Annotated in this window: 21 protein-coding genes; 8 read left to right on the top strand and 13 right to left on the bottom strand. The window is 70.3% G+C overall.

Features of this window, described 5'->3' with window-relative positions; all coding sequences use genetic code 11:
* Positions 1–36 precede the first annotated feature (36 nt).
* The 3 genes from AC27L4_RS08990 (at position 37) to AC27L4_RS08980 (ending at position 4,059) form a co-directional block, all read left to right on the top strand.
* The gene (locus tag AC27L4_RS08990; RefSeq protein ID WP_487141743.1) at positions 37–2,571 is read left to right on the top strand and encodes an ABC transporter permease; all 2,535 of its coding nucleotides are present in this window, start codon (positions 37–39) and stop codon (positions 2,569–2,571) included.
* A gap of 134 nt (positions 2,572–2,705) precedes the next feature.
* On the top strand, positions 2,706–3,467 hold the full coding sequence (locus AC27L4_RS08985; RefSeq protein ID WP_487141742.1) for a Bax inhibitor-1/YccA family protein: 762 nt from the start codon (positions 2,706–2,708) through the stop codon (positions 3,465–3,467).
* Between the two features lie 61 nt (positions 3,468–3,528).
* Complete coding sequence (locus AC27L4_RS08980) at positions 3,529–4,059, top strand: GNAT family N-acetyltransferase (protein ID WP_487141741.1); 531 nt, start codon at positions 3,529–3,531, stop codon at positions 4,057–4,059.
* A gap of 33 nt (positions 4,060–4,092) precedes the next feature.
* On the opposite strand, the gene AC27L4_RS08975 is transcribed toward AC27L4_RS08980, so the two are convergent.
* From AC27L4_RS08975 to AC27L4_RS08960, 4 genes are all read right to left on the bottom strand, one after another.
* On the bottom strand, positions 4,093–5,709 hold the full coding sequence (locus AC27L4_RS08975) for an AMP-binding protein (protein WP_487141740.1): 1,617 nt from the start codon (positions 5,707–5,709) through the stop codon (positions 4,093–4,095).
* A gap of 12 nt (positions 5,710–5,721) precedes the next feature.
* The gene (locus AC27L4_RS08970; protein WP_487141739.1) at positions 5,722–6,390 is read right to left on the bottom strand and encodes a CAP domain-containing protein; all 669 of its coding nucleotides are present in this window, start codon (positions 6,388–6,390) and stop codon (positions 5,722–5,724) included.
* A 142-nt stretch (positions 6,391–6,532) separates the two neighbouring features.
* Positions 6,533–8,980: a DUF3772 domain-containing protein gene (locus AC27L4_RS08965; protein ID WP_487141738.1), complete on the bottom strand. Its 2,448-nt coding sequence runs from the start codon at positions 8,978–8,980 to the stop codon at positions 6,533–6,535.
* Positions 8,981–9,152: 172 nt separating this feature from the next.
* The gene (locus tag AC27L4_RS08960) at positions 9,153–10,109 is read right to left on the bottom strand and encodes an AEC family transporter (RefSeq protein WP_487141737.1); all 957 of its coding nucleotides are present in this window, start codon (positions 10,107–10,109) and stop codon (positions 9,153–9,155) included.
* Positions 10,110–10,258: 149 nt separating this feature from the next.
* On the opposite strand from AC27L4_RS08960, the gene AC27L4_RS08955 reads away from it, so the two are divergent.
* Positions 10,259–11,413 carry an ATP-binding protein gene (locus AC27L4_RS08955; protein ID WP_487141736.1) on the top strand — a complete coding sequence of 385 codons (1,155 nt, stop codon included), beginning with the start codon at positions 10,259–10,261 and terminating at the stop codon, positions 11,411–11,413.
* Positions 11,414–11,434: 21 nt separating this feature from the next.
* Here the strand turns inward: AC27L4_RS08955 and AC27L4_RS08950 are convergent, their stop codons facing one another.
* From AC27L4_RS08950 to AC27L4_RS08940, 3 genes are all read right to left on the bottom strand, one after another.
* Complete coding sequence (locus AC27L4_RS08950) at positions 11,435–12,514, bottom strand: GntR family transcriptional regulator (RefSeq protein ID WP_487141735.1); 1,080 nt, start codon at positions 12,512–12,514, stop codon at positions 11,435–11,437.
* Positions 12,515–12,745: 231 nt separating this feature from the next.
* Positions 12,746–14,476, bottom strand: a complete 1,731-nt coding sequence (locus AC27L4_RS08945; RefSeq protein ID WP_487141734.1) for an IlvD/Edd family dehydratase — start codon at positions 14,474–14,476, stop codon at positions 12,746–12,748.
* The gene (locus AC27L4_RS08940; RefSeq protein ID WP_487141733.1) at positions 14,466–15,284 is read right to left on the bottom strand and encodes an HpcH/HpaI aldolase family protein; all 819 of its coding nucleotides are present in this window, start codon (positions 15,282–15,284) and stop codon (positions 14,466–14,468) included. Before AC27L4_RS08940 ends, AC27L4_RS08945 begins: the two co-directional genes overlap by 11 nt.
* Positions 15,285–15,508: 224 nt before the next feature.
* Here AC27L4_RS08940 and AC27L4_RS08935 point away from each other — a divergent pair, with 224 nt between their 5' ends.
* From AC27L4_RS08935 to AC27L4_RS08920, 4 genes are read left to right on the top strand one after another with little or no spacing between them, the layout of a single operon-like run.
* The gene (locus tag AC27L4_RS08935) at positions 15,509–16,492 is read left to right on the top strand and encodes an ABC transporter permease (RefSeq protein WP_487141732.1); all 984 of its coding nucleotides are present in this window, start codon (positions 15,509–15,511) and stop codon (positions 16,490–16,492) included.
* Positions 16,493–16,539: 47 nt separating this feature from the next.
* Complete coding sequence (locus tag AC27L4_RS08930; RefSeq protein ID WP_487141731.1) at positions 16,540–17,493, top strand: sugar-binding protein; 954 nt, start codon at positions 16,540–16,542, stop codon at positions 17,491–17,493.
* 56 nt (positions 17,494–17,549) lie between these two features.
* Positions 17,550–18,290, top strand: a complete 741-nt coding sequence (locus tag AC27L4_RS08925) for an ATP-binding cassette domain-containing protein (protein WP_487141730.1) — start codon at positions 17,550–17,552, stop codon at positions 18,288–18,290.
* Between the two features lie 31 nt (positions 18,291–18,321).
* Positions 18,322–19,092: an SDR family NAD(P)-dependent oxidoreductase gene (locus AC27L4_RS08920; RefSeq protein ID WP_487141729.1), complete on the top strand. Its 771-nt coding sequence runs from the start codon at positions 18,322–18,324 to the stop codon at positions 19,090–19,092.
* A 3-nt stretch (positions 19,093–19,095) separates the two neighbouring features.
* Here the strand turns inward: AC27L4_RS08920 and AC27L4_RS08915 are convergent, their stop codons facing one another.
* From AC27L4_RS08915 to AC27L4_RS08890, 6 genes are all read right to left on the bottom strand, one after another.
* A complete protein-coding gene (locus AC27L4_RS08915) occupies positions 19,096–19,557 on the bottom strand; it encodes a GNAT family N-acetyltransferase (RefSeq protein ID WP_487141728.1) in 462 nt (153 codons plus the stop codon).
* Complete coding sequence (gene kce, locus AC27L4_RS08910; protein WP_487141727.1) at positions 19,554–20,462, bottom strand: 3,5-dioxohexanoate:acetyl-CoA acetone transferase; 909 nt, start codon at positions 20,460–20,462, stop codon at positions 19,554–19,556. Before kce ends, AC27L4_RS08915 begins: the two co-directional genes overlap by 4 nt.
* 11 nt (positions 20,463–20,473) lie before the next feature.
* Complete coding sequence (locus AC27L4_RS08905; protein ID WP_487141726.1) at positions 20,474–21,832, bottom strand: aspartate aminotransferase family protein; 1,359 nt, start codon at positions 21,830–21,832, stop codon at positions 20,474–20,476.
* Between the two features lie 113 nt (positions 21,833–21,945).
* Entirely contained in the window at positions 21,946–22,836 is an 891-nt protein-coding gene (locus AC27L4_RS08900; RefSeq protein ID WP_487141725.1) for a LysR family transcriptional regulator, read from the bottom strand.
* A gap of 232 nt (positions 22,837–23,068) precedes the next feature.
* Positions 23,069–23,536, bottom strand: a complete 468-nt coding sequence (locus tag AC27L4_RS08895) for an MgtC/SapB family protein (protein ID WP_487141724.1) — start codon at positions 23,534–23,536, stop codon at positions 23,069–23,071.
* The gene (locus AC27L4_RS08890) at positions 23,533–24,795 is read right to left on the bottom strand and encodes a DUF2252 family protein (RefSeq protein ID WP_487141723.1); all 1,263 of its coding nucleotides are present in this window, start codon (positions 24,793–24,795) and stop codon (positions 23,533–23,535) included. The genes AC27L4_RS08895 and AC27L4_RS08890 overlap by 4 nt, the downstream gene beginning before the upstream one ends.
* Positions 24,796–24,927: the final 132 nt, after the last annotated feature.

Here is a 24,927-nt window from a genome sequence, read left to right as displayed (position 1 = left end):
CGTGCCTATCTGCGGACGAAGCCATCCGGATCCCGCATGCCGTCCGCCATTCCCCTGCCGTTGCGCTTCGCCGTCCGTGAGCTGCGCACCGGCGCCCAAGGATTCTTCGTCTTCCTGGCCTGCCTGGCCCTCGGCGTCATGGCGATCGCCGGCGTCGGCTCGGTGTCGCGCTCGCTGTCGGAGGGGCTGGTCCGGGAGGGGCGGGTCATCAACGGCGGCGACATCGCCTTCTCGCTGATCTCGCGGGAGGCGACCGAGGCGGAGCGCGCCGTGCTGGCGCGCGAGGGCCGCCTGTCGGTCATCGCCACGCTGCGGGCCATGGCCCGCACCGCCGACGGGCGCTCGGCGCTGGTCGAGATCAAGGCCGTGGACGGCGCCTATCCGCTGACCGGCCAGGCGACGCTGACCGGCGGCGAGGCGCTCCATCAGGCGCTCTCGCCGCGCGATGGCCAGATGCGGGTCGTCGCCGACACCGCCCTGTTCGCCCGGCTCGCCCTCAAGCCGGGCGACCGGCTGGCCATCGGCGGGGCGCGTGTCGTCCTCGCCGATTCCCTCGCCTCGGAGCCGGACAAGCTCGCCGGCGGCATCGGTTTCGGGCCGAGGCTGATGATGTCGCTCGACACGCTGCGGGCGACCGGCCTGATCCAGCCGGGCTCGCTGATCCGATGGCACTACCGCCTCGACCTGCCGGCCGGCGTCCAGCCCAAGGCCGTGGCCGACCGCGCCAATGCCGCCGCCCCCGCGGCCGCCTGGGAGGTGCGCAGCCGCGACGACGCCACGCCGGCATTGCAACGCAACATCGAGCGATTCACCCTGTTCCTGACCCTGGTCGGGCTGACGGCGCTGCTGGTCGGCGGCGTCGGCGTCGCCAATGCGGTGCGCGCCTTCGTCGAGCGCAAGCGCGACACAGTGGCGACGCTGAAGACGCTCGGTGCGCCGGGAGCGACCGTCGTCGGCATCTATCTGACGCAGACCATGATCCTGGCGCTGTTCGGCGTGGCGGCGGGCCTCGCCCTCGGCGCGGCGCTGCCCTTCGTCACCGCCTGGACGGCCGGTGCCCTGCTGCCCCTGCCGCTGCAGCCGGCCGTCTATCCGCGGGAGCTGCTGCTGGCACTCGCCTACGGCCTCGTCACCGCCTTCGCCTTCTCGATCTGGCCGCTGGGACGCATGCACGACATGCCGGTCGCGGCCCTGTTCCGGGACGGCATCGACCCGGTCGCAGGGCGGCCGCGCCGGCGCTACCTGCTGCTTGGCGGCGCGGCCACGCTCGGCCTGATCGGACTTGCCGTCGCCTTCGCCTCCGACCGGCGCATCGCCCTGGTCTATGTCGGCTCGGCACTCGCCGCTTTCCTGGCCCTGCGCCTGGTGGCGATCCTGGTGATGGCGGTCGCCCGCCGCTTGCCGCGGCCGCGCTCGACCGAGCTTCGGCTGGCGCTGGCCAATATCCACCGCCCGGGTGCGCTGACCCCTTCGGTCGTGCTCTCGCTCGGGCTGGGCCTGTGCCTTCTGGTGACGCTCGCCCTGATCGACGGCAATATCCGCCGGCAGCTGTCGGCGGCGATCCCGGAGCGGGCGCCGAGCTTCTTTTTCGTCGACATCCCCGACGCAGAGGCCGCGCGCTTCGACAGCTTCGTCCGCGCCCATGCCGACAAGGCCAGCCTCAACCGCGTGCCGATGCTGCGCGGGCGCATCGTCACGGTGAAGGGCGTGCCGGCCGAGCGGATCAAGCCGCCCTCCGACATCGCCTGGGTGCTGAACGGCGACCGCGGCATCACCTTCTCCGCCGCCGTGCCGGCAGGCTCGCAGGTGACGGCGGGCCAATGGTGGCCGGCCGACTACGCCGGCCAGCCCCTGGTGTCGGTGGAGGAGGGGGTGGCCAAGGGCCTGGGCCTCGGCATCGGCGACGCGATCGGCGTCAACGTGCTGGGCCGGACCATCGCCGCGAAGGTCGGCGCCATCCGCAAGCTGGAATGGGAGAATCTCGGCATCAACTTCGTCATGGTGTTCTCTCCCAACACCTTCGCCGGTGCGCCGGTGATGCACCTGGCGACGCTCAGCTACCCCGGCGGGACCAGCGTCGATACCGAGGTCGGCCTGCTGAAGGCGGTTGCCGAGGCGTTCCCGACCGTGACCACGGTACGGGTCAAGGATGCGCTGACGGCGCTCGCCGACATCGCCGCCCAACTCGCCATCGGCATTCGGGGCGCCGCGTCCATCGCCATCGTCGCCTCGGTGCTGGTGCTGGCCGGCGCCCTGGCGGCCGGCCACGGGGCGCGGCTCTACGATGCGGTGGTGCTCAAGGTGCTCGGGGCGACGCGCCGGCGGCTGCTTCTGGCCTTCCTCCTGGAATATGGCCTGCTGGGCCTGGCCACCGCGGTCTTCGGCGTCGCCGCCGGCACGGCCGCGGCCTGGCTGATCGTGACGCAGATGATGGATTTTTCCTTCGTCTTCCTGCCCGGCGCCGCCTTCGCCGCGGCATTCGGGGCGATGATGCTGACCATCCTGTTCGGCCTCGCTGGCACCTGGCGCATCCTGGGGCAGAAGCCGGCGGCCCATCTCAGGGACCTATGACGGTCTCAACCATGACCGGGGATGGCGCCGGACGCCACCTTACATTACGGTCATGTCACTTACATCCGGTATGGTTTCGCACTACATTGGTTCCAAACGTCCTGGCGGCCGTCCGCCGCCTCCTGGAGATACCCATGGCTTCGAATGATCCTCGGTTCTCGATCGGCTCCGTCGCCGACGCCCGCGCCGGGGCGCCTGCGATCGATCAAGGCCTGCGCGCCTTCATGCTCGCGATCTACAACCATATGGCGCTGGGTGTCGCCATCACCGGCGCGGTCGCGCTCGGCGCCTTCATGATGGCGGTGAACCAGGTCGACGGCCAGATCGTCGGCCTGACCGCCTTCGGCGACCTGATCTTCCGCAGCCCGCTGAAGTGGGTCGTGATGCTCGCGCCTCTCGGCGTGGTGCTGTGGATGAGCTTCGGCGCCGGCCGCCTGTCGGCCTCGGGCGCGCGCACCCTGTTCTACGTCTACGCCGCGCTGGTCGGCCTGTCGCTGTCGACGATCTTCCTCGTCTACACCGGCGCTTCCATCGCCCGCGTCTTCTTCGTCTCGGCGGCGAGCTTCGGCGCGCTGAGCCTCTACGGCTACACCACCAAGCGTGACCTGTCGGCGATGGGCTCGTTCATGATGATGGGCCTGTTCGGCCTGATCATCGGCTCTGTGGTCAACATGTTCATGGCCTCCTCGGGCTTCCAGTTCGTGCTGACCATCGGCGGCGTGCTGATCTTCGCCGGCCTGACCGCCTGGGACACGCAGAAGCTGAAGTCGATGTATTCCGGCGCCTACAGCGCGGAAGAGGGCCAGAAGCTTGCCATCTACGGCGCGCTCAACCTCTATCTCGACTTCATCAACCTGTTCCTGATGATGCTGCGCTTGCTCGGCGACCGCCGCTGAGCCAGCATGGCCCGGCGGACCGGATCTCGGTTCGCCGGATCGTGCGTTCAGGGCAAGCATCGTGCATGAGACAAGGCTGAGGCTGGTCGAGGGGCGTGACATTCCCTCGATCGGCGACATCTACCGGGAGGCGGTGCGGTTCGGCAGCGCCTCCTTCGAATTGGACCCGCCCAGCGACGAAGAGATGACGCGCCGGATGCGCGGCCTCGTCGATGGCGGGTTTCCTTATTTCGTGGCGACACGCGGCTACGAGATCCTGGGCTATGCCTATGCCGGCCCCTACCGACCGCGTCCGGCCTACCGCTTCACCCTGGAGGACTCGGTCTATGTGGCGGCCCACGCCCAGGGAACGGGCCTGGGGCGACGCCTGCTGCAGACTCTGGTCGCCGAGAGCGAGAAGCGGGGCTTCCGGCAGATGATCGCGGTGATCGGCGACAGCGCCAACCGGGCCTCGATCGCGCTGCACGAGCGCGCCGGCTTCCGGCACACCGGCACGTTCGAGGCCGTCGGCTGGAAACACGGCCGCTGGCTCGACAGCGTGCTGATGCAGCGCTCCCTCGGCGATGGCACCGGGAGTCCGCCGGCCGAATGAGGCAGTGAGGCCGGCAGGCTTTGTGCGAGGCTCCTACGCCTGTTCGCGCAGGGCCCTGCGGATGATCTTGCCCGAGGCGGTCAGCGGCAGCGCCGCCACATAGGCAATCTCGCGTGGATATTCGTGGGCGGACAGGCGCGTGCGCACGAAAGCCTGGATCTCTGCGGTGAGGGCGTCGGAAGCGGCGAAGCCCGGCCTCAGCACGATGAAGGCCTTGACGATCTCGGTGCGCACCGCGTCCGGCCGGCCGACGGCCGCTGCGAAGGCGACCGCCGGATGGCGGGCCAGGCAGTCCTCGATCTCGCCCGGGCCGATGCGGTAGCCCGACGAGGTGATGATGTCGTCGCTGCGCCCGATGAAGCGCACCATGCCGTCGGCATCGCGCACCGCCTGGTCGCCGGTCGTCATCCAGTCGCCGATGAATTTTTCAGCCGTGGCCTCGGGATTGTTCCAGTAGTGCAGGAACATCACCGGATCGGGGCGGGCGACGGCGATCTCGCCGGGCTCTCCCGCAGCGCATTCGCTGCCGTCCGGGCGAATCACCGCCACGCGGTGGCCGGGGACCGGCCGCCCGATCGCGCCCGGCCTGGAGACGCCGAGCGCGGCGCAGGAGCCCAGCACCAGGTTGCACTCGGTCTGGCCGAACAATTCGTTGACGGCGAATCCGAAGGCGTCCCGGGCCCAGGCATAGGTGTCGGGACCGAGGGTCTCGCCGGCGGACATGATGCTGCGCAGCGGCAGGTCGTAGCTGGCGCCGGGCTGATGGGCGGCCTTCAGCATGCGCAGGGCCGTCGGCGGCAGGAAGGCGTTGCGCACGCCGAGCTCGCGCACCATGGCCAGCGCCTCGTCGGGCGCGAAGCGGTCATGCGGCCAGGCGACGACGGGCACGCCGAGCGACAGGCTCGGCAGCAGGGCGTTGAGCAGGCCTCCGGCCCAGGCCCAGTCGGCGGGAGTCCACATCAGGCTGCCGGCTTCGCCGAGATCGGGATGGGCGAAGGTGACGCCCGGGACATGGCCCGGGACGACGCGGTGCCCGTGCACGGCCCCCTTGGGCTGGCCGGTGGTGCCGGACGTGTAGATCATCATCGCCGGATCGTCGGGGGACGACGGCACGGCGGTGAAGTCGGCCTCGGCGGTGGCGAGGGCCTCATGGTAGCCGATCGCCTCGCCGTCCGGGCCGTCGACGCAGACGATGACGCCGAGCGCGGGCAGGCGGTCGCGGATCGGGCGCAGCTTGGCCAGCCCGGCCGCATCCAGCACGATCGCCTTGGCGGCGGCATCGGCCAGGCGGTATTCGAGGGCATCCGGACCGAACAGGGCGGTGAGGGGCAGCGACAGTCCGCCGAGCTTGGCTGCGGCCGCATGGGCGACCACCACCTCCGGCGATTGCGGCAGCAGCACCGCCACGCGGTCGCCCGGACCGACGCCGGCCCGGCGCAGCACATGCGCCAGCCGGTTGGACGCCCACCGCAACGCACCGTAGCCGACGGGCGTCGCCGCCTCGCCGGGCCGTCTCTTGTAGAGGATGGCGAGGCGATCGGGCTCGATCGCCGCCCATTTGTCGCAGACGTCGACGCCGAAATTGTAGCGGGCCGGCAGGGCCCAGCGGAAGTCGCGATAGAGCCGGTCGTATTTGGTCTGACCTGTCATCCCACGCCTCGCTCAGGGGCTGAACAGGGTGGAGAAGGGCGCCTTGACCACGTCGACCAAGCCTTGGCCGACCGTCCCGGTCCGCACCACGCGCCGGCGCATAGGCGCTTCGGTCATGATCGGCGGGGGCGGCGGCTCGGCCGCGACCACCATCGCCCAATAGGTCTTGTACCGGGTGTCCGGAGCCTTGGCGAGAGCGATGCCGAAGCGCGTGGCCTGCGGCATCAGCAGGTTCTTGTCGTGCGCCGGCGAGTTGCGCCAGCTCTCGAAGGCCGCTTCCTGGCTGAAATAACCGGCAGCGACGTTTTCGCCCGCGTTGGTGGTGCCGATCCCGGCCTGCCTGAGGCGCGCGGCGAAGGGGCCGGCGGCATCGTGCGACAGCACGCCCTGCGCGGCCATGGCGTCGGCTTGCACCTGGGCCATGGCGTTCAGGGCAGGGTCGAGGCGCACGGCCTGCAGGCCGCTGGCGCGGCGGTATTGCGACAGCATGTCGCGCACCGTCGGTGGATCGAGGGTGACGGCGCCGACGTCGCCACGAACCACCGGGCCGCCCTTGCGCGCCGTCGGTGTCGAGCAGGCGGCGAGCGCCAAGAGCGAGATGGCGAGCGTCCCGGCGAGGCGGGCGCGGCGCGGCGCGGATCGGCGGGGAAGGACGGCCTTGGCGATGGGCAGGGTTCTCACGTGGAGCAGGATCCTTACGGGACGCGACCGGTCCGGCAAGGGAGCGGGCCGCGGCCGGCGGCGAAGGTCCGGCAGCGCAGGCCGGGCCGTGGCCGGTGGCCGATATCATTTTCTCCGACCATTGGGAACTCGGCGCGCCGGGTTATGGCCGGGCGCCGTCCGGGGCCTCGCCGCGCAGCTTGGCGGCTGCGACCGCGCCCAGCGCCTCGTCGAGGCTGACCACCACCGGCGCGGGCGCCGCCGGCAGCTGGGCGGCGACACGGATGCCCCTTTCGCGGAAGTTCTTCAGCATGCGCAGATGCAGGTCGCTCTTTACCGCGGCCATGGTCTCGACGCTGGTGACCACCGCGGTCAGCTCGAACTCCAGCGAGGCGCTGCCGAGCTTGGCGAGGAAGACGCGGGGCGGCGGTGTCGGCAGGATGCGCGGATCGTCCTCCGCGGAGGCGAGCATGGCCGCACGCACGGCGTCGACATCGGCGTCGTAGCCGACATCGACGACCACCCGCACCCGGCTCCAGGTGTTGCCGTAGACCCAGTTCTTCACCACGCCGGTGATGAGCTGGGAGTTGGGGATGATCAGCGTTGCCCGGTCATAGGTCTCGATCTCGGTGGCGCGCACGCTGATGCGGCGCACGAAGCCTTCCTCGCCCGCCGCGGCGATAATGTCGCCGACCCGGATCGGCCGTTCGGCCAGCAGGATCAGGCCGGAGATGAAGTTCGACACGATCGACTGCATGCCGAAGCCGATGCCGAAGGACAGGGCGCCGGCGACGATGGCGAAGTTCTGCAGGTTGACGCCGATCTGGAACAGGCCGATCGAGATCGCCAGGAACACGCCGACATAGCCGATCATGGTGGCGATCGAGTTCTGCAGGCCGGCGTCGAGGGTGGTGCGCGGCAGCAGCGTGTTGCGGATCCAGCCGCGGATCAGGGCGGTGGCGCCGAGCACGGCGATGACGAGGATGATCGCCAGCAGGATGCCGGACGGCGAGATGGTGATCTCGCCGATCTGGAAGCCGAAGAAGGCGCGCTCGGCCAGCGTCAGGATGTCGACGGAGTAGAAGCCGAGCGGCACCACGAAGGTGGTGACGGCCGCGAGCAGGATGAAGAAGCGCAGCAGGCCGGAGAGCAGCGTGGCGCTGAAGGCGACGTTCTTCGGGCTGACGCCGAGGGCGCTGGCGATCTCGCGCCCGAGCGATTCGTTGGCGGCCAGGCGATCGGTCAGCAGCGCGTCGACCAGCGTCATCAGGATGAAGGCGGCCGCGGCGACGAACAGCGCCGCCAGTGTCAGGATGACGATGAAGTTGGCGAAGGCGACGTAGCCGGTCAGCAGGGCGCCGACCACCACCGCGATCACCAGCCAGGTGATCGGCCGGAGGATGTCGAGCTTGTTGCCCTCCTCCGCGCCGGGGATCGGCTCGCCGGACGGCGTCGTGGTCGGCGCACTGCGCAGGCGCAGCAGCAGCTCGGCGCCGACGATGCAGAACAGCACGGAGAATACGCCGATCGCCGCGACGGTGAGGGAGACCGGCGCGTAGATCACCTTGCCGATGCTGGGCAGCAGGATGTCGGCGCCGATGATGACGGCGATCCAGCGCGTGCGGCGATGGATCTGATCCACCGCCCAGTCGCTGAGCGGCAGCAGCCGCAGCTGCGGCCGCCCGACCGCCATGACGCCGACGGCCATGGCGTCGAAGACTGCCGGTATCAGGAGGGCGAGGACCAGCGGCATGCCGAAGTCGAACAGCAGCCGCTCAGGCACCAGCTCGGCGACCTTCAGGGCGACGAGCGGCACCAGGGCCATCATCGGCAAGCCGAGCACGGCGTGCACGATGTCGAGCACGGCGTCGAGCGAACCGGTGAAGCGGCGGGAGGCGCCTTCCTTGGCGGCCAGCTTGTCCCGCCAGCGCACGGCGCGCCAGCGCAGGAAGCGGCAGGCGGCCGCGCCGGCAAGGACGATCACCAGAGCCAGGGCGATCGAGGACCAGCCGATCGCGGCGATGAAGGCCGACCAGAGCTGCGACAGGGCGCTGGTGAGGCTCCGCAGGGCCTGGGGGATGTCGGCGATCACCGTGCCCCAGAAGAACAGGTCGAGGATGCTGGCGCTGCGCTCGAAGATCTGTCGGGCGAATTCCGAGCGAAGCCGCTCGACGATGGTGTTGTTGAGCTGGTCGACCCGGATGATCTGGACCTGGGCTTCCTTGGCCACGCCGTCGATGTCGCCGAACACGACGTTCTCGCGCTCGCGCGCCGCGGCGACGTCCGTGCTTTCCTTGGGGTCGCCCGCCTTGGGGGCGGGGCCGAGTTTCTCCAGGCGCTGCTTGGAGGCTTCGCGCGGAGCGGCGATGTCGGCCAGCAGGGCGGCGAGGGCGTTGCGGGCGGGCTCGAGGTTGTCGCGCAGCCTGGTCAGCGTCTGCCGGCTGAGGTCGGACTGGGCGAGCGGGGTCTCGACGCGGTCGATGGCCGACTTGACCTCGTTCAGCCGGTCGCGCGGCGTCGCGGCGGCAGTGGATTGCGCCAGGGCCGGGCCGGTGGCGAAGAGCAGGGTCGCAAGGAGGAAGAGGCGGCAGGCCGCCAGAATCAGAGCCATGGCGACGAAGCTATGCGAAAACCGATGGCCTTTATGAGGCATGTCTGGGGTGTGTGATCCGAAACGGTTCGGGGTGAGACACAGCGACTTTGGCCGAGCGGCAGGAGCGGCGCGACTTGCATCTGGCCATTTTTGACCTCATCCCGCTGCAAACCATATCGGATCACACACCCTACCCTCCGACCTGCAGGAAGACCAGCCAGGCCGAGACGGTCAGCAGGGCAAGGGCGGTTGACAACGACACGGCCGCGGATGCCGCCGCCTCGCCGGTCTTCATGCGCGTGGCGAACAGATAGGCATTGATGCCCGACGGGCATGCCGCGAACAACAGGCCGGTCGCGGCCCAGACCGGCGGCAGGCCGAAGACCTGGCGGGCCATGACATAGACGATCAGCGGATGCAGCACGAGCTTGAGGCCGGAAATGGCCAGGGCCGCGCGCCATTCGCCGCGCACGCCGTAGCGGTCGAGCGCGATGCCCATGGCGACGAGCGAACAGGGCGTGGCCGATCCGGCCATCAGGTCGATGAGCCGCTCGATCGGGTCGGGGGCGGCGAGGCCGGCCTGGCGCGCCAGGATGCCGAGGGCGATGCCGATCAGGATGGGATGGGTGACGATGGATCGCAGCACCCGCTGGGCCATCCGGCGCGGGGATGGAGGCTGGACAGGCTGGCCCTGCGGGCCGGCGATCTCGAACAGCAGCGTGGCGGCGGTCATCGTTACCGGCAGGTGGATGGCGAGCAGCAGCACCAGCGGCGCGGCGGCGTCGTGGCCGAGCGCGCTCAGGATCAGCGGCACGCCGACCATCACGGTGTTGGCCTGGCCGGCGGAAAAGCCGAAGATGACGCCCTCCGCCTTGGAGCGGCCCAAAAGCCGCCGTGCGACCATGGTAGCAAGGGCCCAGCAGGCGAAGACTCCGACGAAGTAGGAGGTCCAGTATCCCCAGGGCAGGCCGTCCGACAGGTTCGCGTGGACGATGGTGCGAAACAGCAGGAAGGGGATCGCCAGGGCGAAGACATATTCGGCGAGGCCGTCGCCGGTGCGTTCGGAGACGATGCGCGTGCGTGCCGCGAGGAATCCCAGGCCGATCAATCCGAAGACGGGAGCGACAACGCCGAGGATTTCAAGCATGGCCATACATGAAAAGGCAGGGGAGATGTTCGTCGCCGCGGGCGAAAGGGTTGACGCCTCGTAACCAAATTTCAAGACTGACGGCAATGTGTTGTACGCATTCAGGCCCTAGACGTCGCGAGGCCGCCATCGCCGCCGAAGACTCAGACATGCTCGCCAAGCCCGCCGTCGCCGCTGCCCCGCCCTCCGAGCTCGACGAGGCCCGCGCGGAGCTGTCGGCGATGCGCCGGCGCCTGCGCGCGGCCGCGCACGAGATCCGCACGCCGCTGACCGGGGCCGCGACCATCGTCGATATCCTGGCCGTGAGCGAACTCGCCTCCGGCCCGACCCGCGACTATGTCCTGCTGCTGAAGGAGGCGGTGGCCCAACTGGTCGCGGTGGCCAACGACATTCTCGACCTCGGCCGCCTGGAAGCCGATCTCGGGCTCGGCGCGCGCGAAGCCTTCTCGCCGGCGGCGTTGCTGGCGTCGGTCGTCGGCCTGGCCAGGCCGCGCGCCGAGGCCAGGGGGCTCGGCGTCGTGGTGCAGGCCGCCGGCCTGCCGGAGCGGCTGATCGGTTATCCCGTCACGGTCCGGCGCGCACTGGAGAACCTGGTCGACAATGCGGTGAAGCACACCGCCGAGGGCACCATCACCGTCAGCGGCGCGGTCGAGCGCGAGCGGTCGCTGGTGATTTCGGTGGCCGACACCGGTACCGGCATCGCCCGCGAGGACATGTCGCGGCTGTTCGAGCCCTATGCCCAGCTCGCCGCCGGCGTGCATGCCGGCGGCACGGGGCTGGGGCTGTCGCTGGTCAAGGCGGCGATCGAGCGGATCGGCGGCTCGATCGAGGTCGAGAGCGCCCTGCTCCAGGGCACGACCTTCCGCTTCGCCGTGCCGGTCGACCCGGCCCAGGCGGTGCTGCATCCGGTGAGGAAGGTGCAGGCGCCGCGCAAGCTGCTGCGCATCCTGGTGGCCGAGGACAACCCGGTCAACCGCATCGTCATCGGCGCCATCCTCGGCGAGTTCGGGCATCGCGTCTCTTTCGCGCCGGACGGGCGGGCCGCCGTCGGGCTGCTGCAGAGGAACGACCACGACCTGGTGTTGATGGACATCGAGATGCCGGACCTCGACGGCCCTGCCGCCCTCGCGGCGATCCGCGCCCTGCCGGGTCGGCGGGCCGCCACGCCGGTGGTGGCGCTGAGCGCCCGCGGCGCCGAGGCCCGCGGCGAGGCGCTGGGCCAGGGCTTCAATGCCTATGTCGCCAAGCCGATCGATCCTGCGGCCTTGTTCGAGGCGATCGAGGACGCGGCCCGCGGCGTGTAGGCGGGCTCGCCGCCGGCTCGCCTATGAGGATGGCGGGCCGAGGCTCCTGTGGGCATGCAGCAGGGGCGGGTCGTAGACCGTGCCGAAGGGTTCCTGCGGGTTCTGCCAGCGCCAGCGCAGGCGCGCCAGCACGGTCTCCGCCGCCTGGACGCTCGGGCGCCCGGCCACGGCGATCTGGCCGAGATGCTCGCTCTCGATGTCGGGTGTGCCGATGCGCACGACGCTGACATCGTCGGGGATGGCGAGGCCGATGGTCTGGAACGCCTTGATGATGGAGGCCCCGCTCTCATAGGTCGCCAGCATGATGGCGGTGGGCCGCTGCTCGCGCGGGCCGCCGAGGACCTGCGCCAGGGTGCCGGTGAGGTCCTCGAAGCCGAACTGCCCCTTCTTCGAGGGCGAGAACAGGATGGGCGCTTCGGCGTCCGTGCGCCCGGTCCAGGTGCGGAACACGTCGAAGAGCCGGGCGGCGCGCTCGAAGAAATAGTCGCCGCAATCCTCGACCACCCAGGCGATGCGGCGATGGCCGAGCCGGGTCAGCTCCGTCAGGACCAGCCGGGACAGCACGCCGGGATCGTTGGAGATGGCGTCGATGTCGAGCTGGTCGACGGCCCGGCTTTCGACGATGACCGAATTGCCGATCTCGCGCAGCAGGCCGAGCAGCCGCACCGGGACGATCGAGGAGCGCGGCTGCAGGATGCAGCTGTCGTAGCGCGGCCCGTCGCGCAGCATGGCCATGGCGTGCTCGACGTCGTTGTAGGTCAGCACCACCGAGGTGTGTCCCTCCGCGGTCAGGCGCTGGTGAATGGTCTGGGCGATGATGTCGCCGCGCTCGTAATGGGTGTGGTGCAGCAGCGTCAGCACCTGGCGCGATCCGGGGCGCGCCAGGCCGGCGGCGGGCTGGCTGACGAAGGTACCGCGGCCGACATGGGTGGCGATCAGCCCCTCGGCGCTCAACCGCTGCAGGGCCTGCTGGACGATGTGCTGGCTGACGCCATAGCGGGTGATCAGGGTGCGGACGGTGGGCAAGCGCGAACCGGGAGGCAGTTCGCGCGCCATGCGCCGCAACTCCTCCAGAATGCTGACGTTCGTGTCGACAGCCACCCTCGGTCCTTTCGTCCCAGATGCGCCGGCCGGCCGGGGGCGGCTTGGTTCGAAGCAGCATTCCCCGGCAGATTCTGCAAGCCAATCATACGCTTTCCCCGCGGCTGCGCCGGCGCCGGCCACAGGATTCGGTCCAAGAGCGTTTTGCGATTTGACGGGATCGCGTCAAGTCGCAAAGACGCGCCGAAACAAGGAGGTAGAGCAAAGCGTTTCCCCAAAACGCGCTTTGCTCTAATGGCTTTCCCGTTGCACCACCGAACCGCGGCAGCCGACGAGGAAATCGAAGTCGGCGCCGCGATCGGCCTGCAGCACGCGCTCGACATAGAGGCTGGCATAGCCGGCGCCCGCGCCCGGCGGCCGGGCCGGTGGCTTCCAGGCGCCGCGGCGGTCGGCGAGCACGGCCTCGGGGACGTCGAGATGCAACCGGCGCGCCTCGACGTCGAGCTCGATCATGTCGCCGCTCTCCACCAGAGCCAGCGGACCGCCGACATGGGCCTCCGGGGCGACATGGAGAATGACGGTGCCGTAGGCGGTGCCGCTCATGCGCGCATCGGAGATGCGCACCATGTCGGTGATGCCGCGCTTCAGCAGCTTTTCCGGAATCGGCATGTTGCCGACCTCCGCCATGCCGGGATAGCCGCGCGGGCCGCAGTTCTTCAGCACCATCACCGAGGTCTCGTCGATGTCGAGGCCGGGGTCGTCGGTGCGGGCGCGCAGGTCCTCGATCGTCTCGAACACCACGGCCCGGCCGCGATGCTTCATCAGGTGCGGCGAGGCTGCCGACGGCTTGATCACGGCGCCGTCCGGGGCGAGGTTGCCGGAGAGGACGGCGATGCCGCCGCGCGGCTTGAACGGCCGGTCGAGCGTTGCGATCACGGTGCGGTCATGGCAGGCCGCGCCGGCGACGTTCTCGCCCATGGTGCGCCCGTTCACGGTCAGCACGCCGCGGTGGATGAGGTCGCCGAGCTCCCTGATCACCGCCGGCAGGCCGCCGGCATAGAAGAAGTCCTCCATCAGGAACTGGCCGGACGGCATCAGGTTGACGAGGCAGGGAACGTCGTGGCCCAGCGTGTCCCAGTCGCGCAGCGACAGCGGCACGCCGACCCGCCCGGCAATGGCGAGGAGGTGGATCACCGCATTGGTCGAGCCGCCGATGGCGCCGTTGACGCGGATGGCGTTCTCGAAGGCCTGGCGGGTCAGGACCTTCGAGATGCGCAGATCCTCGTGCACCATCTCGACGATGCGCCGCCCGGCCATGTGGGCGAGGACGTAGCGGCGGCTGTCGACCGCCGGGATGGCGGCGTTGGTCGGCAGGGCCAGCCCGAGCGCCTCGACCATGCTGGCCATCGTCGAGGCGGTGCCCATGGTCATGCAATGGCCGGCGGAACGCGACATCGCCGACTCCGCCGCCATGAAATCCTCCAGCGAGATCGCGCCGGCGCGCACCTCCTCCGACAGCCGCCAGACGTCGGTGCCCGAGCCGATGGTGCCGCCGCGCCAGCGCCCGTTGAGCATCGGCCCGCCGGACACGACCAGGGCCGGCAGGTCGCAGCTCGCCGCGCCCATGACCAGCGACGGCGTGGTCTTGTCGCAGCCGGTGAGCAGGACGACGCCGTCGAGCGGGTTGGCGCGGATGCATTCCTCCACGTCCATGCTGGCGAGGTTGCGGAACAGCATCGCCGTCGGCCGCATCAGGTTCTCGCCGAGGGAGGAGACCGGGAACTCCAGCGGAAAGCCGCCGGCCTCGTAGACGCCGCGCTTCACATGCTCGGCGATCTTGCGCAGATGCGCGTTGCAGGGCGTCAGCTCCGACCAGGTGTTGCAGATGCCGATCACCGGGCGGCCATCGAAGAGATGGGCGGGAAAGCCCTGGTTCTTGGTCCAGCTGCGATGGCCGAAGCCGTCGCGATCGGCCTTGCCGAACCAGTCGGCGCTGCGCAGCTTGCGCGTCTCAGTAGCCATGGGATGCCCGCCTTCCCGGTTGCGACGCCTCGCCGGTCCCGGCGAGGAACTGCCGGAACGCTCCGACCTCGGCCCGCGCCGCATCGCGCAGCAGCGAGATGTCGCCGGAGGGCAGCACCATGTCGAAGCCGTCGCGGAACAGGTCGGCCCAGCCGCGCCCGGCGCTCGGCACGGTGCCGACCTTGAGGCCGGCCCGGTTGGCGACCGTCCGGACATGGTCGACCATGCGGTCCACGTCCGGGTGGTCGAGGTCGAGGATATGGCCCGCGTCGGCGGCAAGGTCGTTGCGGCCGATGAAGATGACGTCGATGCCCTCGACCGCGCAGATCGCCTCGATGGCCTCGACCGCCCGCACGGACTCGATCTGGCAGGCGATGACGAGCTCCCTGGCGGTGAGGAGGGTGTAGGCCTCGTCGAGGCCGTAGCGCGCGGCCCGGGCGACGCCGGCGGCCCAGCCGCGCCGACCGGCGGGCGGATAGCGGCAGGCCGCGACGGCATGCCTGGCTTCCTCGGCGCTCTCCACCATCGGGATCATCACGCCGTCCGGCCCCTGGTCGAGCAGGGGCTTGAGCAGGGCCGGGTCGGCGCTCGGCACGCGGACCATGGCGGCAGCCGTGCGCTGCGCGCCGCGCATCATGTCGGCGGTATCGGCCAGCGAGCCGGGGCCGTGCTCCATGTCGATGAGCACGAGGTCGTAGCCGATCAGGCCCATCATCTCGGCGATGGCCGGGTGGGCGAGCTGCAGCCAGACGCCGAAGGCGGGCTTGCCCTCGGTCAGTCGCCGCCGCAGCGGGTTGGGCGTGGTCATGGAGCGTTCCTGAGGCTTGCTGCGCGCCGGCCGCGGTCGGCGCTCCTGCGGTGCGGTCCGTCGAGGGGCCGGTTCCCGACTCCTAGCCGTCCTGCGGTGCCTTGACAATACAATCAATCAATCAATACATATTATACGAAAGATCGCTGTGGCCGATGCCGGCCGGTCCCAACGCCTCCGAGAAGGCGGTGGCCGGCGAGAAGAGCGATCACGGGAGGACGGGAATGACTGCGCAAGCGCAGCCGTCGGCGCGCGCGTCCCGCTGGATGCTCGCGGGCATCGGCCAGTCGACCTGGATCACCCTCGCGGTGGTGATCATCGCGGCGGTGATGTGCGTGATCTCGCCGGCCTTCCGCACCTACGACAACCTCTACAACGACGCCCGCAACTTCGGTTTCATCGCCATCATGGCCATGGGCCAGATGGTGGTGATCATCACCGGCGGCATCGACCTGTCGGTCGGCTCGGTGATGGGCCTCGTCGGCATCGTCACCGGGCTGGTGCTGCAGGCGGGCTATCCGCTCTGGGTCGGCGTCGCGGCCGGCCTCGGCGTGGCGCTGCTGTGCGGGCTGATCAACGGGCTGGCGGTGGCCAAGCTCCGGCTGTCGCCGTTCATCGTCACGCTCGGCATGCTCTCGGTGGCGCGCAGCCAGGCGCTGGTCCTGTCCAACAACAAGATGATCTATCAGTTCGGGCCGGACGAGAAGCTGTTCATCGCCATCGGCGGCGGCAGCCTGTTCGGTATCCCCTCGGTGGTGCTGGCCATGGCCGCGCTCGGCGTCGTGCTGGTGCTGGCCCTGAACTATTCGCGCTGGGGCCGCTACGTCTATGCGCTCGGCGGCAACGAGCAGGCCTCGCGCATGACCGGCCTGCCGGTCGAGGCCGTCAAGATCTCGGTCTACATGTTCAGCAGCCTCACCGCCGGCATCGCCGCCATCCTGATGGTCGGCTGGCTCGGGGCCGTCACCAATGCGCTGGGGGTCGGCTACGAACTGCGCGTCATTGCGGCCACCGTGATCGGCGGCACCGACCTGATGGGCGGCTTCGGCACGCCGTACGGCTCGATCATCGGCGCGGCCCTCATCGAAATCGTGCGCAACGCCCTGCTGCTGGCCGGGGTCGATCCCTACTGGCAGGGCACCTTCGTCGGCGTGGTCATCGCCTGCGCGGTGCTGCTGGAGCGGCTGCGCCATCGACGTTCGGACTAACCGGACCGACGCTCCGTGCCGGAGCGGGTACAGACAGGGAGGACGACATGAAAAGCGCCGTAATGCTGGCTCTCGCCGGGCTCATGGGCCTGGCTCTTCCGGTGGCGGCCGAGGCCAAGGACAAGGTCTTCGCGCTGGTGCCGAAGGCGATGAACAATCCGTTCTTCGACCAGGCCCGCGACGGCTGCCAGAAGGCGGCCAAGGAGATCGGCGGCATCGAATGCCTCTATATCGGCCCGGCCGACGCCACCGAGCAGGAGCAGGTCGAACTGATCCAGGACCTGATCACCAAGCACGTCGACGGTATCGGCGTGTCGGCCGCCAACGCGCCGGCCATCGCCAAGGTGCTGGCCCGGGCCAAGGAGGCCAACATCCCCGTCGTCACCTGGGACAGCGACCTCCTGCCCGCCGACAAGGCCCTGCGCGCCTCCTATATCGGCACGGTCAACGAGCAGGTCGGCGTCGAGGTTGCCAAGCGCGCCATGGCGCTGAAGCCGAATGGCGGCACCTACTGCATCCAGAGCGGCGGCCCGGCCGCGGCCAACATGAACGACCGCATCAAGGGCATGGTCGAGACCCTGCCCAAGGACAAGTGGAAGCAGGTGGAGGGCTGCCCGCTCTACAACAATGACGACTTCCCGCTGTCGCTGAGCCAGCTGACCGACCTGCTGGCCAAGTATCCCGACATCGATGCGGTGCTCGACGCAGGCGGTGCCCCGCAGATGGTGACGCAGGCCTATCGGCAGCTGATGACGAAATATGACGACAAGCTGAAGAACAATCAGCTCGTCATGCTTTTCGTCGAGACGCTGCCGATGCAGATGGACCTGCTGCGCGAAGGGCTCAGCCACGGCCAGGTCGGCCAGCGGCCGTTCGAGATGGGCTACCGCGCCATGTACGTCCTCAACGACCTTACGGCCGGCAAGTCGGTGGAGGACCCGATCACCATCGGCCTCGACGTCTGCACGCCCGAGACCGCCGCGACCTGCCGCAAGCAATGACGGCCCTCCCCGGCGGAGCGCCCGCACGCCCCGCCGGGACGCCGGTGGAGACCGCCATGCCCGTCCTGGAGATGTCAGGCATAAGCAAGCATTTCGGCGCCATCCGTGCCCTTGACGAGGTCGATCTGGCGCTGGCGGCCGGCGAGGTGCTGGGGCTGATGGGCGACAACGGCGCCGGCAAGTCGACCCTCGTCAAGATCATCGCCGGCAATTTTCCGCCGAGCGGCGGCACCATCGCCGTCGACGGGCAGCGCGTCGAGTTCCGCCGGCCGGTGGATGCGCGCGGCCGCGGCATCGAGGTGGTCTATCAGGACCTCGCCCTGTGCGACAACCTGACGGCCGCGGCCAATGTCTTCCTCGGCCGCGAGCTGATGGCGTCCCTGCTCGGCCTGAAATGGCTCGACCATCGGCGCATGGTCCAGCGCGCCGGCGAGCTCTTTGCCGAGTTGCGCTCGGAGACGCGGCCGCGCGACCTCGTGCAGCAGATGTCCGGCGGCCAGCGCCAGGCCGTCGCCATCGCCCGCACGCGGCTGGCCGCCGCCAAGGTCGTGCTCATGGACGAGCCGACCGCGGCGATCAGCGTGCGCCAGGTTGCCGAGGTGCTGGATCTCATCCGCAAGCTCAAGGCCGCCGGCGTCGCCGTCATCCTGATCAGCCATCGCATGCCGGACGTCTTCACGGTCTGCGACCGGGTGGTGGTGATGCGGCGGGGCCGCAAGGTCGCCGACAAGGCCATCGCCGACACCTCGCCCGAAGAGGTCACCGGCCTGATCACCGGCGCCATCCATGTCGGCTGATTTCAAGTCCCGTCCCACAGCAGGGGGCAGCATGCCCGTTCCTTCCGAGACGATCTATCCGAGCCTTGCCGGCCGTGCGGTGCTGGTTACCGGCGGGGGAAGCGGCATCGGCGCCGCCCTGGTCAGGGCGTTCTGCCGCCAGCGGGCCCGGGTCGCCTTCCTCGACTTCGATCGCCCGGCCTCGGAAAGGCTGGCGGCAGAGATCGGCGCGGATGGCGAGGCCCCGCTGTTCCTGCCCTGCGACCTGCGCGACACAGACGCCCTGGCCGGAGCCGTGGCCGCCGCCCGCGCGGCATTCGGCCCGATCGGGGTCCTGGTCAACAATGCCGCCCGCGACGATCGCCACGACTGGTCGGAGGTGACGCCGGCCTATTGGGACGAACGCTTCGCCATCAACCTGCGTCACCAGTTCTTCGCGGCGCAGGCGGTGATCCCGGACATGAAGGCGGCCGGCGGCGGCTCGATCGTCAACTTCACCTCGACCTCCTGGATGGTCGGAGCCGGAGGCATGGCCGCCTACACCGCCGCCAAATCCGGCGTGATCGGCCTGACGCGCAGCCTTGCCCGCGACCTCGGTCCCTTCGGCATCCGCTGCAACGCCGTGGCTCCGGGCTGGGTCATGACCCGGCGCCAGGTCGACCTGTGGCTGACGCCGGAGAGCGAAGCGCGGCTGCTCGAGGACCAGTGCCTCAAGCGCAAGCTCCTGCCCGACGACATGGCGCCGCTGGTGCTGTTCCTGGCGGCGGACGACAGCGGCGTCATTACCAGCCAGACCTTCGTGGCGGATGGCGGGCTGCTGTGAGCCTCACCGCTCGGCCAGCCGGGCCATGCCGGCTTCGTCGAGGGCGAGGAAGCGCAGATCCACGTCGCGAAAGCCGAGGCGAGCATAAAGGCGCTTGGCCGCGACGTTGTCCTCCTCGACGTCGAGACGCAGGAAGCGTGCGCCCTTGTCCCAGCCGATCCGGGCGGCCTCGGCGATGAGCTTCCGCCCGAGGCCGCGGCCGCGATGCTCCGGGGCGATGTAGACGTCGACCACGAAGACGCCGTTCTGGCCGCGCCAGGTGGAGAAGGTGTCCTGGTGGATCAGGCAGCCGCTCAGCCGTCCCTCTTCCTCGACCACCAGGATGGCGATGGTCGCGCGGGGGCCGAAGGCCGCCTCGGCCAGAATCGCGGGCGTGGTGCCGGCGACGACGCCGGCCTGGCCGGCGAGGTCCTGCACCATGGCGGCGATGGCGGCGCAGTCCGAGAGGGCGGCCGGCCGGATCACGTCGGGATGCCGATGATGGCGCGGGCCTCGGCCGGCGTGGCGATCTCGAGCGACAGCTCCTCCAGGATGCGGCGGATCTTCGCCACCTGCTCGGCATTGCTGCGGGCGAGCTGGCCGGGACCGATCCACAGATTGTCCTCCAGGCCGACGCGGACATGGCCGCCCATGACCGCCGCCATGGTGCCGAGCGCCATCTGGCTGCGTCCGGCGGCGAGCATCGACCAATGATAGTCCCGGCCGAACAGCTTGTCGGCGGTGCGGCGCATGTCCATGACGCTGTCGGGATTGGCGCCGATGCCGCCGAGGATGCCGAGCACGGTCTGCACGAACAGCGGCGGCGTCACCAGCTTGCGGTCGAGGAAATGCGCCAGGGTGTAGAGGTGGCCGACGTCGTAGCATTCGAACTCGAAGCGGGTGCCGAAGGCGCCCATGGTGGTGAGGATGGCCTCGATATCGGCGAGCGTGTTCTTGAACATGCCGGCGCGGGTGGCCTCCAGGAACGGCACCTCCCAGTCGTGCTGCCATTGCCGCGGCCGGTCGAGCATGGGGTAGAGGCCGAAATTCATGGTGCCGAGGTTGAGCGAGCACATTTCGGGCTTCAGGCTTGCCGGCCCCTGCAGCCGCTCCTCGATGGTCATGCGGGCCGAGCCGCCGGTGGTGATGTTGACGATGGCGTCGGTGGCGGCGCGGATGCGCGGCACGAAATCGGCGAACAGGGCCGGATCGGCCGAGGGCGCGCCGGTCTTCGGGTCGCGGGCATGCAGGTGCAGCACCGCGGCGCCGGCCCCGGCCGCCTCGATCGCCGAGGCGGCGATCTCGTCGGGCGTGACCGGCAGGTGCGGCGACATCGACGGCGTGTGGATCGAGCCGGTGACGGCGCAGGAGATGATGACTTTGCGGGCCATGGGATGTCCTTTCAGCCGGCGCCGATCTCGGCGAGGGCCTTGCGCGCCGCCGTCCCGAACTTGTCGGCGATCTCGGCCAGCTCCGCGTCGGTGGCGATATAGGGTGGAGCGATGATCACGGTGTCGCCGTCAATGCCGTCGACATTGCCGCCGGAGGGATAGCAGATCAGGCCGCCGTCCATGGCGTGCTGGCGGATGCGCAGGAACAGGCCGCGGTCGATCGGGAAGGGGCGCTTCGACGCCCGGTCGGCGACGAACTCGATGCCGACGAAGTAGCCGCGGCCGCGGATGTCGCCGACGGACTCGATCCCGGCCAGCGCGTCCGCCAGCAGGCGCTGCAGCAGCGGCCCCTTTTCGTGCACACGCTCGACCAGGCGCTCGCGCGCCACGATGCGCTGCACGGCGGCGCCGGCGGCACAGGCAGCGGTGTGCCCGGTAAAGGTGTGGCCGGTCATCGGCCCGCCATGCACCCGCAGGATCGGCTCGGCGATGCGATCCGAGTAGACCGCGGCGCCGAGTGGCAGATAGCCGCCGGCCAGGCCCTTGGCGATCGGCATGATGTCCGGGGCGACGCCGTCATGCTCCAGCGCCCGCCAGGTGCCGCAGCGCCCGGCGCCGCACATCACCTCGTCGGCGATCATGACCACGCCGTGGCGGTCGCAGATCTCGCGCACCAGACGGGCATAGCCGGGCGGGGCCGGCACCACGCCGCCGGCGGCGCCGACCACCGGCTCGAACACGAAGGCCGCCACCGTCCCGGGGCCGAGCTCCAGGATCTTGTCCTCCAGCTCGCGGGCGCAATGGGCCGCCACCTCATCCGGCGCGACGCCGGCGGGCGGGCGATAGGCGTTGACCGGCGAGAGGCGCGGCACCTCGACCAGCGCGCCCTCGAACACGGCGCGGCGCTCGCGAAACCCCGACAGCGCCAGGGCGCCGAGGGTGTTGCCATGCCAGGAGCGCTCGCGGGCGATGAAGCGCCGGCGCGAGGGCTCGCCGCGTGCGGCCTGGACCTGCAGGGCGAGCTTCAGCGCCGATTCGACCGCCTCCGAGCCGCCGGAGACGAACACCATGTGCCGGAGGTCGCCGCCGCAGGCCTGGGCGACCTGCTCGGTCAACTCCTCGAGCGGATCGGAGGTGAAGTTGTAGCGGTAGCCGTGGGCGATGCGGTCGAGCTGCTGCCGGATCGCCTCGTTGACCTCCTCGTTGCCGTGGCCGAGGCAATAGACGGCCGGGCCGCCGGAGCCGTCGATGTAGCGCCTGCCCGCGGTGTCGGCGAGATAGACGCCCTTGCCCCAGGCGATCTTGGGCAGCCGGGCGGCGGCGATCGCGGTGCTTTCCGCCGGGGCGGAGCCCCGGGCGGCGTCGGTCATGCGTCCTGTCATCTGCGTCCGTCCCTCGCGCGAGTTATGACGGGGGGGCGGCGGCAGCGTCAAGGCGGGGATGCCGGTGGGAGGCGGCCCGTATCCGCCGAACCCTTGGCGTGTCAGGCGGCCCTGGCGGCGAAACGGCGGGCCTCGGTGATGAGGGCCGCGACCAGCGGCGTCTGCGGCTCGCGCCGCGGCACCACCAGGCCGACGAGATGGTGCACGTCCGGCTCGACGATCGGGATCGAGCGCACCCGCTCGCCGACGCCGAGCGTCTCGACCAGGATCGAGGGCATGACGCTCGACCAGCGCCCGGTGCGGACATGGCTGAGCAGCACCTGCATGGAGTTGGAGACCAGCGTCGGCGCCACGTCGACGCCGGCGCCGCGCAGCAGCTGGTCGACGATGCGGCGGTTCTGCATGTCGGGCGTGAGCAGGCAGAGCGGCACCCGGCCGACCTCGGCCCAGCTGACGCGTTCGCGCCGGCCGAACTCGCCGTCCGCCGCCGTGAGCAGGCGATAGCTCTCGCGATAGAGCTCGACCGCGGAGACCTTCCCGAGCGGCTCGTTGTCGAGATAGCTGATGCCCGCGTCGATGGCGAGGTCCTCCAACTCCTTCAGCACCTCGGCGGATGTCCGCGACAGGATGGTGAAGGTGACGTTGGGGTGGCGGGCGCGATAGGGCGTGGTCAGGGAGGCGATCATCGACAGGGCCGTCGGGATCACCGAGATGGTGAGGTGGCCGTGGAGGCCGCGCTTCAGGCTGTCCACCTCCTGGCGCATGGCGCGGGCGTCGCCGACGATGCGGCGAGCCCAGTCCAGCACACGCTCGCCTTCCGCGGTGAAGCCCTGGAAGCGCGAGCCGCGCGCCACCAGGAGGACGCCGAGCTCGCCCTCGAGCTGTTTCAGGCCGGCCGAAAGCGTCGGCTGGGTGACGCCGCAGACCTCCGCGGCCCGGCCGAAATGACGCTCGCGCGACAGCGCGATCAGGAATTCGAGCTTGTCGATCATGGCTCTTCATAGGCCGGCGGCGGGAATCGCGAAAGGCGCGGCGTCCGCTGTGCCATTGCGCACGCCGCGCGCGGCGGCGTCGGGGTAGAACCGTGATCAGCGCAGACGCGCTGCCAATCGAGATCGGGGGTCGAGCCACCGTCGCGCCCGGACATGGCCTCGGCACTCGAGGAAGCCCCGCACACCCCTGCGGGGCTTCCTGCCGTTCAGGACCCGGCTCAGGGCTCAGAGCTCAGGCCGGCGGCGGGCCACTGCCGCCACCGCCGGTGGGATCGTTGCCCTCGCCGCCGAAGAGCCGGTCGAGATAGGCGCCGACCAGCAGCAGGATGATGGCCAGGACCGTGCCGCTGATCACCGGCACCCAGGCGCCGGCGCCGGCGGCGGCGCCGAGCATGGCGGTGACCCAGATGGCGGCAGCCGTGGTGAGGCCGCGCGGCACATCCTCGTTGGCCCGGTGCAGGATTACGCCGGCGCCGAGGAAACCGACGCCGGTGAGCAGGCCCTGCACGGCGCGGCTGGCGGCGTTCGCGTCGGAGGCGCCGTCGAAGAGCGCGACGGCGAGGGCGGAGCCGAGGCCGACCAGCCCGAGCGTGCGCACGCCGATGCCGCGGTGGTGACGGGTGCGGTTGGCGCCGATCATCATGCCTGCGGCCATGCCGGCGAGCAGGCGGGCGGCGAGGTGCAGGTCGGCTTCGATCATGCTGTCTCCGTCAGGGCCGTCAGCCTGGGGTCGTGTGCCTGCCAGGCCTCGGCGAAGACCGCGTGATCGGCCGCGGACTGGGCCTCCAGCGACACGGCCGCGGCCAGCCAGGCCGGCGAGCGGGCGCCGTCGCGGCCGAAGGCCCGCCAGGCTTTGGCTGTGTCGGCACCCTTCCAGCCGGCGGTGCGCAGGGCGCTCGAGGCGGCGAGGCTGGCCATGGTGTTGAAGGCGCTGGCGAGCTTGCGCGGCCGGTTGGCGAGGTCCGCGAGCTCCAGCCGGCGCTCCCGCGGCTGGAGCTCGCGGACGACGAAGGAGCGGTCGCCCACGGCCAGGGACGCGAGCAGGGCCATGGGAGAGGCCTGGGCCCGCGCCTGCACGGTGACGACGCGGGTGGCCTCGTCCGGCCAGGCCGGCTGGGCCTGGCCGAGGATCGGGGCGGTGGACGGCGGCATGGCGTGCTTGAGGTCGATCAGCGCGCCGGAGGCGGGGGCGCCCTTGCCGCGGACCAGCACCAGGTAGCGCTCGGTGCCGCGCGAGCCGGCGCCGGCGATGCGGGCGACGACGTCGCGCACGGCGAAGAAGGCGGGATCGGGCTGGGTCCGGGCGAAGGCCTCCAGGGCGGCGATGACGGGGGCGACGTCGCGGTCCGCCCGGAGCGGCAGCGCCTTGCCGTTGGCGGTGATGATGGCGCGGCTGCCGTCCTCGACCACGGTGCGGGCGGCGATGAAGCCGGCGCGGCGCCGCGCCCGGAGCTCCGTCACCAGGTCGGCATAGACGCCGCGGGCATCGGTCCCGTCGATCGCCTGCGCCTCCCCCGCGGCGAGGGTGGCGGCATAGCGGTGCTGCGCGCCCTCGGCGAGGCTGCGCGCCTCCCCGTCCGGCATGCCGAGGCTATGCAGGGCCGACAGGATGCTGGCCATGAGACGCACGAGGTCGACGCCTCCCGGCAGCAGCGCGGCCTCGTCATAATCGTCGAGGTCGATGGCGATCTCGCCGTCGGCGTCGCGATAGGCGCCGACATTCTCGACATGCAGGTCGCCGGTCATCCAGCCGAGCGGCGAAGGCGGCAGGCCGTGCTCGACCAGGCGGGACATGAACAGCGGCGCGCTGGCGCGAAAGAACACGAAGGGATTCTGATCCATGCCGGCGAACAGCGGTCCCATCATGCGTGGATCGCGGCCGGCCATGTCGGCGGCGACGGTGCCGACCGGATCGATCCGGGGCGTTGCGGGCTGTATCTTCCGGGCGGTGTCGGCCATGGCGGCATCTCGTCGCGTATCGGGCTCCCCGGCGGACCTTCAGGATAAGTGATCCTCGCCCGGCTCCCAGGCAAGCCTCGAGATTTGGCGCCGAAGCGATTGCGTGTTCTCTTGCGTTGCAACAAGAATGCC

The sequence above is a fragment of the Labrys sp. Lb11 genome, from assembly GCF_057554225.1.
The sequence above is the reverse complement of the archived record's forward strand: the minus strand, read 5'-3'. Positions and strand labels throughout refer to the sequence as shown.